The sequence below is a fragment of the Staphylococcus sp. EG-SA-10 genome (genome assembly GCF_017151945.1).
GTDB lineage: Bacteria > Bacillota > Bacilli > Staphylococcales > Staphylococcaceae > Staphylococcus > Staphylococcus aureus.
Genome location: NZ_JACVZJ010000011.1, coordinates 44,744 through 58,541, shown reverse-complemented (window position 1 = coordinate 58,541; position 13,798 = coordinate 44,744). Strand labels below are relative to the sequence as shown.

Below are 13,798 nucleotides of genomic sequence, written 5' to 3'. Positions count from 1 at the left end.
ATTCATGATTTTATTCTTTTCTTTAATCATGAAAGAATTACATTAAAAATGGCTGATTCTGTATAACAACAAAACCAACCATTAATTTTAATTATTTAATTGTCTACTAGACTGGGTGCAGTTCATTGATTTATTATGTCTAAGGCTCTATTCCTTCATTTAATGATTCAATTATTTTAGCAATACTTTATTGTCCCATGATTAGTGTTCTTTTAATGAGGCATAATAACTATAAAGTTTAATAATCGTTCTAAATCTAGCATCTTCTAGTTTGGTTTTCCCATTTCTTAAATCTTGTACTGTTTGATATGGAACTCCTGAATTTTTCGAAATTTTATAGCCTGATTCAGACTCAAACAAAGATTGAAGAGAGTTTATAATATTATTCAACTCTGTCATTTTTAATCCCCTTTCTTGAATTAACAATATACAATGTTGTTATTAAAACAGTCAGTGTATGGATGATTTCATTTCCTAAAAATATATTCAGCCATATAATAATAAGAAATACGATGTAAAATAGTTTCATTTTAATCCCCTATCATATTTTTATTAATCAAATTTCAATAAGATTCATCATTAAAAGCTAACCTATACTCAAAATTTTCTTATAATGCCTCTAACTAAAAACCTACATTTTATTTTACATATAATATTTTACACTATATTAAAAATACATACGATACTTTTTCGTTATCTATTAGATATTTCTATGTATCGGCAAAATTTATTCCCGACGAAATTCCAAACATAATTAATACCCTTTTTCTCTATTTCTATTTATTAATTTACAGTAGTTAATATATAGTTAATTTTTATTTAATAGTTAATTAATTGATTTAATTCTAAGATATTTGTATTTTTATATTGTAATCGATTACATTTTTAAATCAAACAAATCATTAGTTTTAAAGAAATTAATCAATAAAATTAGCTATGTCTTTTCCTTGTTTCATAAAGAATTTATTCAACTTTGACTAACCCTCGAAATTGAAATGCTTCCTTTCAAATTTTAAATAAAAGTTAAAAACATATTCTTAAAATAATCACTCATCATCACTCAGTAATTTATCAGTTGCTACATTAAATATACTAATATAAACGATTATAAATATTTGATATGTCTCAACTGCAATATTCTAAATTGACATATTGATTATTGTTTCCTCAAATCGTTTTAAAAAATAGAAGGATGATGAAAATGAAAACACGTATAGTCAGCTCAGTAACAACAACACTATTGCTAGGTTCTATATTAATGAATCCTGTCGCTAATGCCGCAGATTCTGATATTAATATTAAAACCGGTACTACAGATATTGGAAGCAATACTACAGTAAAAACAGGTGATTTAGTCACTTATGATAAAGAAAATGGCATGCACAAAAAAGTATTTTATAGTTTTATCGATGATAAAAATCACAATAAAAAACTGCTAGTTATTAGAACGAAAGGTACCATTGCTGGTCAATATAGAGTTTATAGCGAAGAAAGGTGCTAACAAAAGTGGTTTAGCCTGGCCTTCAGCCTTTAAGGTACAGTTGCAACTACCTGATAATGAAGTAGCTCAAATATCTGATTACTATCCAAGAAATTCGATTGATACAAAAGAGTATATGAGTACTTTAACTTATGGATTCAACGGTAATGTTACTGGTGATGATACAGGAAAAATTGGTGGCCTTATTGGTGCAAATGTTTCGATTGGTCATACACTCAAATATGTTCAACCGGATTTCAAAACAATTTTAGAGAGCCCAACTGATAAAAAAGTAGGCTGGAAAGTGATATTTAACAATATGGTGAATCAAAATTGGGGACCATATGATAGAGATTCTTGGAACCCGGTATATGGTAATCAACTTTTCATGAAAACTAGAAATGGCTCTATGAAAGCAGCAGATAACTTCCTTGATCCTAACAAAGCAAGTTCTCTATTATCTTCAGGGTTTTCACCAGACTTCGCTACAGTTATTACTATGGATAGAAAAGCATCCAAACAACAAACAAATATAGATGTAATATACGAACGAGTTCGTGATGACTACCAATTGCATTGGACTTCAACAAATTGGAAAGGTACCAATACTAAAGATAAATGGACAGATCGTTCTTCAGAAAGATATAAAATCGATTGGGAAAAAGAAGAAATGACAAATTAATGTAAATTATTTGTTCATGTACAAATAAATATAATTTATAACTTTAGCCGATAACTTCAGAAATGATGTTTTTCGGCTAATTTTTATACTGAATTTAGTTTAATTAACTTATGATATTTTTAATTTAAACTATCTACTTGATTTGCTTTCCTGACTTAAAAGTTAGACTAAACATGACACTATATGAGGTGATTTTTAAAATAAGATATTTGAATTCCATGTTGTCAAACCCTTTATATAAAAGTTTTGAAATTGTTCAAAACTTTTTGAACACATTATGTGTTAATATATTTGCAGAATTAATTTAAAATCGTTTTAAAACTATACTGAAATAAGAAATTTAAAAGTATAATTAGTACATATAATTGAAAAAGATTTCTAGAAATACAATTAATGTTCATCTAGATATTGTACGAAGTTGTATGAATAAGTTAAACTTAAGTTGAATCAATTTAAATGTTCAAGGAGGTTAACAAATGGTTTTTAATGATTGGGAAATTAACGTTGTATACTCAGGAGAGCATGAGGTTGTAGCAAACGAAAAGAGTTTATTTGTCATTGACGAATTTTACGATGTTGCAATCGCAATCTATTATTTAGATGGAAAATTAAAAGTAGCTCATGTCAACTATGGTTCTGATTTTACAATTGACGTAGCTAATAAAGTTTTTGAATTGAATATTCAAAATCCAAATGTTGATGAGCATTAAATATTAAAAAGCATTTAGAATCATAAAGAGCATACTATATATAGCCTTTTACATGTAAAGCAAATGAAAATTAGATAATCTAATTATTTCAACATTAAACAATATATCATTATAAAGAAGTTTTTAAAATAGAAGTATAAGGTGGTGAACAAAAATTAACATTGTGTATAACATTATAGTATATATAGCATGCATGATTAATTTCGGATTAATTATAGTCCCATTATTAACAACAAATGATGCGGATTTTGTATGGACTTCTTCATCATTAATATATATGATTCTTCTTACGTCGATTATCCTAATAGTTTATATTAAAACTAAAGATAGCTTACAGTTAACGATATTTATACTTAATATAGCCTTAATTATTCTATACTGTGCACCATTACTATTCATTTATGTATTCTAGTGCTTCATTAATATTTTAATGCATCAGTTTAAGGAAATTCCATTTGGAAAATAAAAAGCAAATATCATCATCAAATTAACATATTTAACCTTATACTTTCATAAAATTTGAAACAATTGTACATCCTTACTTTAGCTTTATATCTTTATTTCAAGTCATGTTTTCAACTATTTTAATGAATTAAACATATATTATAAGGAGTCAACATCATGAATAAACATATAAATAAAAAAGCGACAAAACTACTTGAAGATTATAAAAAGGTTCAACAAAGAAAATCGAAAGAAACTGATAGAGGTTGTTTGAAAAGTGTCATCATGCTTATCGTCTTATTTTTCTTAATTATTTTTGGTATTGTGGCATGTTCTACAAACGTAAACTTTTTCTTCCAGTAAAAGAGTGAGATAGAAATGATAAAGAACCACTAATGATTTATTATGTAGTGGTTCTTTATCATTAGCTGTAGCTAATGTGTACTTAAAAAATGAATACATGAGTAAAACTCATTCATAAGAAATACTAATTTCTAAAGAAACAGTATTTCTTTATCGATGTCCTACCCCAACTTGCTTTGTCTGTAGAAATTGGGGTTCCAATTTCTCTCTGTTGTGGCTCCACCCCAACTTGCATTGTTTGTAGAATTTCTTTTCGAAATTATCTGTGTTGGGGCCCCACGAGTATTGAAAAAACTTGTTACAAGTGTATTTTCATATAGTCAACTACTACCATTATTGCACTAGAACTGGAACTGATAATTTAATAATGTACACTTTTGATTGTTTAAACATGTACCAATTTTAAAAAATAGGAGAGCAAAGTAAATAATTGATATAGTTATTTTGAAAGTAATCCTAGGAACTATTGTATTTAAATTTGTCTCCCCTACTTTTAAATGTCATTCATTATACATAAGCATTTTGATATAGAATTTATCACATATGCAAATTGAAAACAGGTTAAGACCATTTTTTGTCTCAACCTGTTTTATTTCTTATCTATTTATAATTTCATTAATTTCTTTGCATATTTTTTCTAATGCAACTTTAGCATCAGCCATTTTAGCGAAGTTATTACTCTTAAGTGCCGCTTTAGCTCTATATTCATTCATCATAATCGTACGTTTATAATATGGATTTAAGCTGCCTGCAGCTAATGCATATACATTCGATTTGTTAAGTAAAGTTCTTAATTCTTCTGCTATGCGTTTATCATGAAACTCACTTTGAATTATATAGTCTTTCTTACTACTTGCATCTGCTTTATTCCCTTCTATAGTTGCTATCGCAGTTGATGATAAAAGTAATGCTAATGTTCCTGTTAATATATATTTTTTAAATTTCATTGTAAACTCTCCTTAAAATTGATACTTACTGAGTATATAGTCAATTTCAGGACAATTACATTAACCTGTCATTAAATAGATTACTTTTTTCATTAATAAAAATTAACATAATATTTAATTATTTATTTCCACATAACAGCAACGATTGAAGTTTTATTTTACTAATCCTTGTTTTAATACATTATCAATTCGCTCTTGTAAGACCATTTTCTTAACTTTGTATTCAAACGAAACTAAGTTGACTGCCTTTTGTGCTTTTCTGTGTGCACTGACAGTATGTGTTTTTTCAAATTCTCTCACAAGATTTTGAGCTTGAATCAATTTTTGTTCTTTTTTAATAGTTGCATCAGTTTTCGCTGCTGGTTTATTAAATTGTGGACGTGCACCATATTCGAATGTACCATCGTTAAATTCTAAAATATTAAAGTCATGTTTGAATTTAATATATTTTGGTGTTGAGTTAAATTTTGGTCTAGATTGATATTTAAAAGTACCATCATTGTACTCTACGATATTGTGATTAATACTCACTGGTTTCTTTTCTCTTGGACCGTACCCTTCGCTCGCATCTGCTGTTGACGCAATTGTAGTTGTAGTGATACCAATTGCCGCTATTGTTAATAAAGATTTTGCTATCAATTTATTTTTCATGTTAATTATCCTCCAAATTATTATCTTACATTTATTAAGTTATCCTATTTATACAACTTTTGAAATTAACTAATTATTAATTAACTATAAACACTTTATAATATAGACAAAATATAGTTATCTATCTTGTGACTCATCAGCACTTATACACTAGTCAAAAAATTCACGCCTCTACTTTTTCGAATTTCAAAAATAAAACCACACAACAAAAAAGACACCATTTGAATGTTGGTGTCTGATGGTATAATTTCATAGATTTTATTTGTAACTTCTCATTCTATAGTTAAATATTGTGACCCAGCTAATGATTAACGTTGGTAGAATTACTAAATTCAAATTAGACACGTCAAAAAAGACAGATTGGAAATTGTCGATATTAATATCATTAATGTCCATTTTTTCATTTACTGCCTGATAGATCGCAAAGTAAACTAAGAACCATTGAATTAAATGTTCTAAAACGACAACCTCTGTCAAATCGACATTCTTTTTTCTAAAAAGTAATCTAACTATAAATAATTGGAATATACTTGAAATCAAGATCAATATAATACCCATTAAGAAAAAACTACCAAAATCAATTGTAATAAATTGAATAATACCATAAATAATTACGGCAGATATTGCCAGTGAAATATATCCTATAAATATAAATACCACACCCATAAAGAGTGTCTTTAAGAACAGAAAAGGCTTCTTTCTATTTGTAACCAAATAGCTCAATATACAAAGTAGTAATAGAATTGTTAAAATTTTAATTATCATCGTTTGACCTCAATATATTTATTTATATCTTTATTATTGACCACGAAAAAATAACAATCACTTAAGTGATTGCCAATAATACTCAATGCCTACTCTATAGTAATCTTGGCACGTGATTTTACACTATTTTATCTATTTAAAAATGTAAGTGTTGAATTATGCTTACTTCGAAAATGCATAATACAACTAAATAGTATAATTTTTAACTTATATATTAATCATAACATATCAACCATAATTAGAATATATCTCTTATTTCTTTATAAGTAAAATTATACATATTAATTACTTCTCTACTATGTGTCATTTCTTTGTTTTATAAACATTAATTATCAAAAAAGCTATGTGGATAACAATTTGGAGTGTTTGTCTACCCAATATTACAAATAAAATGTAGAGAAATACAAATATCGTTTTAACAATAAAAATTATTCAATCATAGTTGAGTGACGTTTACTACTATTATTATACTATCAACAAATTCAATAATACCTCAAATAAAAATAATACCATCAAATTCATCATTATTCTTTTTCGATTGCATTAAACCTTATTAATTTGCACTTAATTTTAATTAATGAAGTGTTAACTGGTAAATGCATGAAACCGTTTGTAAAATAGCAGTGTACTCGCATTAGTAAGTACAAATTTATTTTACAGGGAGAACTTATTATGAAAAAAAATATCACAAAAACTATTATCGCATCTACAGTAATCGCTGCAGGTCTTCTAACTCAAACTAATGATGCTAAGGCGTTCTTTAGTTATGAATGGAAAGGTTTAGAAATCGCTAAAAATTTAGCAGATCAAGCTAAAAAGGACGAGGAACGTGCTGATAAATTAATAAAAGAAGCCGATGAAAAAAACGAACACTATAAAGGTAAAACTGTTGAAGACTTATATGTAATAGCTAAAAAGATGGGTAAAGGCAATACAATAGCTGTAGTAAAAATCAAAGACGGTGGTAAAAATGGTTATTATACATTCGATATCACTCGCCCATTAGAAGAACATAGAAAAAATATTCTAGTGGTTAAAAACGGTGAAATCGATTCAATTAGTTGGTATTAATTAAATAGTTGTACGCCAAACGTTAGAAAACAATGCTAACGTTTTGGCGTGCTTTTTTATTTTAGGTAACTCCCAATTTATTTAGCATCTTTACGATTGTTTAATAAAGCACGTATGATTAACACGGTTGCCACTATATCCGTTACAATTTTTATGATTGTTAATACATTCGATTTCCTTTTCACAATTGCCACCTCGCTTGTTCAAAACATAAACAACTATTGCATTCACTTTTAAGTAATTATATATATGATTTATCCCCATAAGCTCACCATTCAAATGAACACAACATTATAAATTAATTATAACTTTAGATATAGCAAAAAGCCACACTCTATAGCATGGCTTCTATCAATTATTTTAAAGTATTATATTTTAAAACTAGATCGATTTGTCTTTGTAATTTTTTCTTTTCATAACTGTGTTGGAAATGAATTAAGTTAACAGCTCTTTGTGCTTTACGGTGTGTTGCAACAGTTCTTGTACGTTTGAACAAGTTTACAGCTTTTTGTGCATCCACAACTTTTTTATTTACTTGTTTTTTAAAGTTTGTTTGATACTGATCATATTTTTCAGCCTTAGTTTGTGCATGAGATTCACCGGCAAACGTTGATACCGTTAAACTAATAGCAGCTATGCTTAAAATTGATTTCCCAATAAAATTCTTTTTCATAATTAATAACACCTATCCTCAAATATTTATTTTGTATATATTTATAATAATAGACAGATACAAAAAACTACATTAACTATTTATTAACTAAACATTAATATTTGTGTCACTACATTTCTGAATTTCAAGAATTTTGCTACTCCATATTTTAACCATCAAATTATTGATATAATTTATGCCTTTAGAAATCCTTTTAAATATGTATACGATTCATGATTTTAACTAAAATTTCAAATTTCCTGACTTCTTGGAATATTAATTTTATACTTTTTAATAATACACTTTTAACCAAATAATCAACATGATTCAACCATATAGGACCATCAACAATCACATTCCCCAAAATTACAATTCTTTTCACAACATAAATGTATTATTCATTCCAGTTACCTTCTAAAAATTGTCAGCAACACTTTTAAACAAACATTCATGTCACGACCTCCTAGTTAAATCAGTCTATAAATTAAAAAAAGCCATAGCTACTTTCTATTTAAAAAGTAGTATGACTTATTGTTTCATGATGTCGATTTTTGAAATTGATGGTGCCATGTAAAGTTTGATCATCAATAATAACTTCAGCATATGTTTCTTCCATTGAACTTCTAGATTGAGATATACTTCCAGGATTAATAACATGAACACCATTAATATACTCATATTTTGCCACATGTGTATGTCCATAAAATGCAAACAAACAACCTAATTCAAGTCCTTTTGCAGCTAATAAATCTCTTGTTCGATTGACTTGATATAAATGTCCATGAGTGTAAAATGCTTTCACGTCATTACATTTTGCGACCGCTTCATTTTCAAATTCTGGGTAAAAATCGCAATTGCCTTTTACTCTATTAAATAAGCTAAGTTCCGTATCATCATACGTGAACTCTGAATCTCCTAAATGTAAATATACATCTGCATCTGGGTGCATTTCATAAATTTGATATAAAATGCCAGATTCAGTATGATTATCACTCACAACAATCCATTTAGACATGTTGATCACCTTCAAGAAAAGCTTGAAGTAAATTAATCGCATTTCGTCTATGACTAATTTGCCCTTTTTGTTCTTTAGAAAGTTGAGCCATAGTTTTATCTAATTTCGGTACATAAAATATCGGATCATATCCGAAACCATTTTCGCCATATTTCCCATCTGCAATTTCACCTGAAACAGTACCTTTAAATACTTTTGTTTCCATATCAGGGCCACTCATACTTATGACACAAACAAATTGCGCACGACGATCAGTTGTATTACCAAGCTTATTTAATAATTTTTCAATATTTGCTTCATCGCTTTTATTTTCACCAGCATAACGTGCAGAGTATATACCTGGCTCACCATTTAATGCAAAAACTTCTAGTCCACTGTCATCAGCTATGACCGTTTTATTCAATGCTTTTGCAGCAGCTTCTGATTTTAATATAGCATTTTCTTCAAATGTTGATCCTGTTTCTTCCACATCAAAATCTGGTATTAGTTCTGAAATACCTATTACGTGGTAATCTGGAAATATCACTTTAAAGTCATTTATTTTCCCTTGATTATTCGATGCAATAACAATCTCTTTCATTAAAAATCCTCCTAGTCATTCACTGATATACGTTCCACATTGACAGATAAATTTAGCCACTCTTTGATAATGTTAGTAATATGTGTGGTATCACCTGTTGCAAAAAATCGATGATCTGGATGTTCAGTATAACTTGCATGTTCATTACTAAATGTTAGCAATGCACTAACTTCACGAGCGGTTTCTAATCCAGACGAAATCACTGTCTTTTTACCACCAAAATAATCATAGATAAGTTTATAGAGCAATGGATAGTGTGTACATCCTAAAATGACAGTATCAGACTCACTATTACGCCAACGTTTCAATGTTTGATGAATAACAATACTTGTAATTGTTGGATCACTATATCTCATTTGTTCTACAAGTGGCACAAAACCTGGACAGGCAACGCCATGTACCTCTACATGTGGATTTATACGTTTAATATGCGTACGATATGCTTCAGATTTAATTGTGCCTTCCGTTCCTAGTACTAATACATTTTGATTTTTAGTCGTCATTATTGCTGTTCTAGCACCTGGTTCAATTACGCCAATCACTGGGATTGATAAGGTCTTTTGTAAATATTCTAAAGCTACAGCAGTTGCAGTATTACAAGCAATCACGAGCATTTTTATATCAAATTCCATTAATTTACGAGCGATTTCAACTGTATATTGTTTTACTTGTTCTCCTGGTCTTGGCCCATATGGACATCGCCCAATATCACCTAAGTAATAAATCGTCTCATTTGGCAACTGACGCATAATTTCTTTAGCTACTGTCAAACCTCCGACACCAGAGTCTATTACACCTATTGGTTTATTCATATTCGGTCATCCTTACTTTTAATTTAATTTTTAGTTTATCATAACTAAGCATTGGATTTTAGTATTATGCACTGTGTTTACCATTTTTGTCATTATAATATAATACTTATTTTAAATTAGCTCACTATCATATTGTCATGTAATGTAACTATAAAAAATCCCTTCTAAGTTTTTGTGTATCTCCATTCAATTTAATTTTGAAAGGAACATAACATTTTAACTCAAAAGGGATTAATTTTTATTCTACTTCATGGTCTGAACCAAAGAATGATTTAAACATGTGGAATGTTGTTTCTCTGTTCATTGCTGCAATGGATGTTGTTAATGGAATACCTTTAGGGCAAGCATTAACACAGTTTTGTGAATTACCACACTGCTGTAAGCCACCAGTACCCATTAATGCATTTAAACGTTCATCTTTAGTCATAGATCCTGTTGGGTGCAAATTAAACAAACGAACTTGCGAGATTGCTTGCGCACCAACGAATTTATTATTTTCAGTAACATTAGGACAAACCTCTAAACATACACCACATGTCATACATTTAGATAATTCATAAGCTGTTTGACGTTTTTTCTCTGGCATACGTGGTCCCGGACCTAAATCATACGTTCCATCAATTGGGATCCATGCTTTCATACGTTTTAAGTTATCGAACATTCTAGAACGATCAACTTGTAAGTCACGGATAACTGGGAAAGTATTCATTGGCTCTAAACGAATAGGTTGTTCTAATTGATCAACAATCGCAGAACAAGATTGTCTTGCACGACCATTGATAACCATAGAACATGCTCCACATACTTCTTCTAAGCAGTTCATATCCCAGACAACAGGTGTTGTTTTTTCACCTTTAATATTAACTGGGTTACGTCTAATTTCCATTAAACATGCAATGACGTTTAAATTTTCACGATATGGAATTTCAAATGTTTCTTCATAAGGCTTAGAATCACTTGTATCTTGTCGTTTAATAATTAATTTTACTGTTTTTTGTTTCGGTTTAGATTGTGTTTCATGTTGTGGAGTGTTTTTCACTGATTGTTCAGTCATTATTTTTTACCCCCTTTAGACTTACTTGTGTAATCACGTTTACGAGGTGGTATTAAACTCACATCGACGTCATCATAAGTAAACTGTGGTTTTTCAAATGCGCCTTGGAATGAGGCCATTGTCGTTTTTAACCACTCTTCATCATTACGCTCCGGGAATTCTGGTTTATAATGGGCACCGCGTGATTCGTTACGGTTATATGCACCAATCGTAATAACACGTGCAAGTACTAACATGTTCCATAATTGACGAGTAAAGAATACCGCTTGGTTACTCCAAGTTTGAGTATCTTCCATATCAATATCTTCATAACGTTTCATCAATTCAACAATCTTTTTATCTGTTTCTAACAGTTTTTCATTTTCACGAACAACAGTTACATTTGCTGTCAAAATTTCACCAAGTTCACGGTGTAATTTATATGCATTTTCTGTACCGCGCATAGCTAATAATTTATCAAAACGTTCTTGCTCTTCAGCTTTACGTTTTTCAAAAATACTTTCGTCCATATCAGTATATGATTGATCTATATTTGAAATATACTCAATCGCGTTTGGACCTGCTACTGTACCACCATAAATCGCTGATAACAATGAATTGGCACCTAAGCGGTTACCACCATGTTGAGAGAAGTCACATTCTCCAGCTGCAAATAACCCTTTAATATTTGTCATTTGATCATAATCTACATATAGACCACCCATTGAATAGTGGACAGCTGGGAAAATCTTCATTGGTACTTTGCGTGGGTCATCACCAGTGAATTTTTCATAAATTTCAATGATACCACCTAGTTTTACATCTAACTCATGTGGATCTTTATGTGACAAATCAAGATATACCATGTTTTCGCCATTAATACCTAATTTTTGGTTAATACATACATCGAAAATTTCACGCGTCGCGATATCACGAGGTACTAAGTTACCATAATCAGGATATTTCTCTTCTAAGAAGTACCAAGGCTTACCATCTTTATATGTCCAAATTCGTCCACCTTCACCACGTGCTGATTCACTCATTAGTCGCAGTTTATCATCACCAGGGATTGCAGTAGGATGAATTTGAATGAACTCACCATTAGCATAAATAGCGCCTTGTTGGTAAACAATGGAAGCCGCTGATCCTGTATTAATCATTGAGTTTGTCGTTTTACCGAAGATGATACCAGGGCCACCCGTTGCCATAATAACTGCATCTGAACCAAATGTTTCAATCTCAGCAGTTGTCATATTTTGTGCAACGATACCTCTTGCACTATCATCGTCACCTTTAACTATGCCAAGGAATTCCCATCCTTCATACTTCGTAACTAATCCATCTACTTCATATGCACGAACCTGTTCATCCAATGCATATAATAATTGTTGTCCAGTTGTTGCCCCTGCATATGCTGTTCTGTGGTGTAATGTACCACCGAAACGTCTAAAATCTAATAGACCTTCATTTGTTCTATTGAACATTACGCCCATACGGTCTAATAAATGAATAATTTTAGGTGCTGCCTCTGTCATCGCTTTAACAGGTGGTTGGTTTGCAAGGAAGTCGCCACCATACACTGTATCATCAAAGTGAATCCAAGGAGAATCGCCTTCCCCTTTAGTATTGACCGCACCATTAATGCCACCTTGGGCACAAACAGAGTGCGAACGCTTTACTGGTACAACTGAGAACAAATCTACATGTGCACCTTTTTCTGCCGCTTTAATTGTTGACATTAAGCCCGCTAGGCCACCTCCGACAACAATAAGATGTTTCTCTGCCATAAAAATTTCACTCCCCTAAATTTTCAATCTATATTTGTTAAATGCGATGTATTACATAAAGGCAATAATTGCAGTAACACCAATATACGAAATAACTAAGAATACGATTAATGAAACCCATGTAAATACTCGTTGTGATTTTGGAGATTGAAGTCCACCCCAAGTAACTAAGAATGACCATAAGCCATTTGCAAAGTGGAACACAACAGCAATAATACAAATAATATAAAATATTGCCCATCCAGGATGTTGCAATGTTTCGTGCATTAAATCGTAATTCACTTCTTTGCCGTAAAATGCTTTTTGTAAACGTGTTTGCCATAAATGGATACCAATAAAGATAAATGTTAAGATACCACTCACTCTTTGGAAGAAGAACATCCAGTTTCTAAAAATCGAGTAATGTCCAACATTTTCTTTTGCTGTAAATGCAATGTGTATACCAAACAAACCGTGATATAACAACGGAATGTATATAAATAAAAATTCTACAATAATTAGAAATGGTAATGATTCCATAAAGTTAGATGCCTTATTAAACGCTTCAGCACCTTGTGTTGCTTGGTGATTCACTAATAAATGAACGACCAAAAATGCACCTATTGGGATAATACCTAATAACGAGTGAATACGTCTTAGATAAAATTCATTTTTTGATTGAGCCAAAAGGAGTCCCCCCTGTGAACGAATATTTAATTTATTGAGCTATTTATATTAAACGTACGCTTAACCCCCTAAAGTGATATCGTTTCTAGCGTTGTCATTATCATTAAGCGAAACATTTTAAAGACAAATACACACTGCAC

The 13,798-nt window shown here is 30.3% G+C and carries 16 protein-coding genes and 1 pseudogene; 4 read left to right on the top strand and 13 right to left on the bottom strand.

The window, feature by feature from the left end:
• Nucleotides 1-201: 201 nt before the first annotated feature.
• Together IDG45_RS09330 and IDG45_RS09325 are read right to left on the bottom strand one after the other, a co-directional pair.
• Nucleotides 202-426, bottom strand: coding sequence for a hypothetical protein (locus tag IDG45_RS09330; RefSeq protein WP_077453138.1), 225 nt, complete (start codon nt 424-426; stop codon nt 202-204).
• Nucleotides 383-529, bottom strand: coding sequence for a hypothetical protein (locus IDG45_RS09325; protein ID WP_000765708.1), 147 nt, complete (start codon nt 527-529; stop codon nt 383-385). The genes IDG45_RS09330 and IDG45_RS09325 overlap by 44 nt, the downstream gene beginning before the upstream one ends.
• Before the next feature lie 672 nt (nt 530-1,201).
• Between IDG45_RS09325 and hyl the strand changes: the two are divergent.
• From hyl to IDG45_RS09310, 3 genes and pseudogenes are all read left to right on the top strand, one after another.
• A pseudogene (gene hyl / locus IDG45_RS09320) lies at nt 1,202-2,162 on the top strand (alpha-hemolysin).
• 476 nt (nt 2,163-2,638) lie between these two features.
• Nucleotides 2,639-2,872, top strand: a complete 234-nt coding sequence (locus IDG45_RS09315) for a hypothetical protein (protein ID WP_000231631.1) — start codon at nt 2,639-2,641, stop codon at nt 2,870-2,872.
• Nucleotides 2,873-3,493: 621 nt separating this feature from the next.
• Nucleotides 3,494-3,679 carry a hypothetical protein gene (locus tag IDG45_RS09310; protein WP_001032818.1) on the top strand — a complete coding sequence of 62 codons (186 nt, stop codon included), beginning with the start codon at nt 3,494-3,496 and terminating at the stop codon, nt 3,677-3,679.
• A 596-nt stretch (nt 3,680-4,275) separates the two neighbouring features.
• On the opposite strand, the gene IDG45_RS09305 is transcribed toward IDG45_RS09310, so the two are convergent.
• The 3 genes from IDG45_RS09305 to IDG45_RS09295 all read right to left on the bottom strand — a co-directional run bounded on the left by IDG45_RS09305 (nt 4,276) and on the right by IDG45_RS09295 (nt 6,042).
• Complete coding sequence (locus IDG45_RS09305) at nt 4,276-4,626, bottom strand: complement inhibitor SCIN family protein (RefSeq protein WP_000669529.1); 351 nt, start codon at nt 4,624-4,626, stop codon at nt 4,276-4,278.
• 153 nt (nt 4,627-4,779) lie between these two features.
• Nucleotides 4,780-5,277, bottom strand: a complete 498-nt coding sequence (gene efb, locus IDG45_RS09300) for a fibrinogen-binding protein (RefSeq protein WP_206171606.1) — start codon at nt 5,275-5,277, stop codon at nt 4,780-4,782.
• 258 nt (nt 5,278-5,535) lie between these two features.
• Nucleotides 5,536-6,042 carry an SA1002 family membrane protein gene (locus tag IDG45_RS09295; protein ID WP_000584398.1) on the bottom strand — a complete coding sequence of 169 codons (507 nt, stop codon included), beginning with the start codon at nt 6,040-6,042 and terminating at the stop codon, nt 5,536-5,538.
• A gap of 672 nt (nt 6,043-6,714) precedes the next feature.
• On the opposite strand from IDG45_RS09295, the gene IDG45_RS09290 reads away from it, so the two are divergent.
• Nucleotides 6,715-7,113 (top strand): FPRL1 inhibitory protein FLIPr, encoded by a 399-nt coding sequence (locus IDG45_RS09290; protein WP_111063849.1) that lies wholly within the window; start codon nt 6,715-6,717, stop codon nt 7,111-7,113.
• Between the two features lie 355 nt (nt 7,114-7,468).
• Here the strand turns inward: IDG45_RS09290 and ecb are convergent, their stop codons facing one another.
• The 8 genes from ecb to IDG45_RS09250 form a co-directional block, all read right to left on the bottom strand.
• Nucleotides 7,469-7,786, bottom strand: coding sequence for a complement convertase inhibitor Ecb (gene ecb, locus IDG45_RS09285; protein ID WP_000739204.1), 318 nt, complete (start codon nt 7,784-7,786; stop codon nt 7,469-7,471).
• 193 nt (nt 7,787-7,979) lie between these two features.
• Nucleotides 7,980-8,147, bottom strand: coding sequence for a hypothetical protein (locus IDG45_RS09280; protein WP_001798506.1), 168 nt, complete (start codon nt 8,145-8,147; stop codon nt 7,980-7,982).
• A gap of 129 nt (nt 8,148-8,276) precedes the next feature.
• Nucleotides 8,277-8,780: a YfcE family phosphodiesterase gene (locus tag IDG45_RS09275; RefSeq protein WP_000049499.1), complete on the bottom strand. Its 504-nt coding sequence runs from the start codon at nt 8,778-8,780 to the stop codon at nt 8,277-8,279.
• A complete protein-coding gene (locus IDG45_RS09270; RefSeq protein WP_000659318.1) occupies nt 8,773-9,360 on the bottom strand; it encodes an XTP/dITP diphosphatase in 588 nt (195 codons plus the stop codon). Before IDG45_RS09270 ends, IDG45_RS09275 begins: the two co-directional genes overlap by 8 nt.
• An 11-nt stretch (nt 9,361-9,371) precedes the next feature.
• Entirely contained in the window at nt 9,372-10,172 is an 801-nt protein-coding gene (gene racE, locus IDG45_RS09265; protein WP_001039651.1) for a glutamate racemase, read from the bottom strand.
• Between the two features lie 238 nt (nt 10,173-10,410).
• Nucleotides 10,411-11,226 (bottom strand): succinate dehydrogenase iron-sulfur subunit, encoded by an 816-nt coding sequence (gene sdhB, locus IDG45_RS09260; protein ID WP_000139712.1) that lies wholly within the window; start codon nt 11,224-11,226, stop codon nt 10,411-10,413.
• The gene (gene sdhA / locus IDG45_RS09255; RefSeq protein ID WP_000818282.1) at nt 11,226-12,992 is read right to left on the bottom strand and encodes a succinate dehydrogenase flavoprotein subunit; all 1,767 of its coding nucleotides are present in this window, start codon (nt 12,990-12,992) and stop codon (nt 11,226-11,228) included. The genes sdhB and sdhA overlap by 1 nt, the downstream gene beginning before the upstream one ends.
• A gap of 51 nt (nt 12,993-13,043) precedes the next feature.
• The gene (locus tag IDG45_RS09250) at nt 13,044-13,658 is read right to left on the bottom strand and encodes a succinate dehydrogenase cytochrome b558 subunit (RefSeq protein WP_000079317.1); all 615 of its coding nucleotides are present in this window, start codon (nt 13,656-13,658) and stop codon (nt 13,044-13,046) included.
• Between the last annotated feature and the right edge of the window lie 140 nt (nt 13,659-13,798).

Coding starts and splice junctions, on each gene's coding strand:
- IDG45_RS09275 (WP_000049499.1), bottom strand. CDS start 8,780: ATGTCTAAATGGATTGTTGTGAGTGATAATCATACTGAATCTGGCATT.
- IDG45_RS09295 (WP_000584398.1), bottom strand. CDS start 6,042: ATGATAATTAAAATTTTAACAATTCTATTACTACTTTGTATATTGAGC.
- IDG45_RS09305 (WP_000669529.1), bottom strand. CDS start 4,626: ATGAAATTTAAAAAATATATATTAACAGGAACATTAGCATTACTTTTA.
- racE (WP_001039651.1), bottom strand. CDS start 10,172: ATGAATAAACCAATAGGTGTAATAGACTCTGGTGTCGGAGGTTTGACA.
- IDG45_RS09270 (WP_000659318.1), bottom strand. CDS start 9,360: ATGAAAGAGATTGTTATTGCATCGAATAATCAAGGGAAAATAAATGAC.
- sdhB (WP_000139712.1), bottom strand. CDS start 11,226: ATGACTGAACAATCAGTGAAAAACACTCCACAACATGAAACACAATCT.
- efb (WP_206171606.1), bottom strand. CDS start 5,277: ATGAAAAATAAATTGATAGCAAAATCTTTATTAACAATAGCGGCAATT.
- ecb (WP_000739204.1), bottom strand. CDS start 7,786: ATGAAAAAGAATTTTATTGGGAAATCAATTTTAAGCATAGCTGCTATT.
- IDG45_RS09310 (WP_001032818.1), top strand. CDS start 3,494: ATGAATAAACATATAAATAAAAAAGCGACAAAACTACTTGAAGATTAT.
- IDG45_RS09325 (WP_000765708.1), bottom strand. CDS start 529: ATGAAACTATTTTACATCGTATTTCTTATTATTATATGGCTGAATATA.
- IDG45_RS09315 (WP_000231631.1), top strand. CDS start 2,639: ATGGTTTTTAATGATTGGGAAATTAACGTTGTATACTCAGGAGAGCAT.
- sdhA (WP_000818282.1), bottom strand. CDS start 12,992: ATGGCAGAGAAACATCTTATTGTTGTCGGAGGTGGCCTAGCGGGCTTA.
- IDG45_RS09290 (WP_111063849.1), top strand. CDS start 6,715: ATGAAAAAAAATATCACAAAAACTATTATCGCATCTACAGTAATCGCT.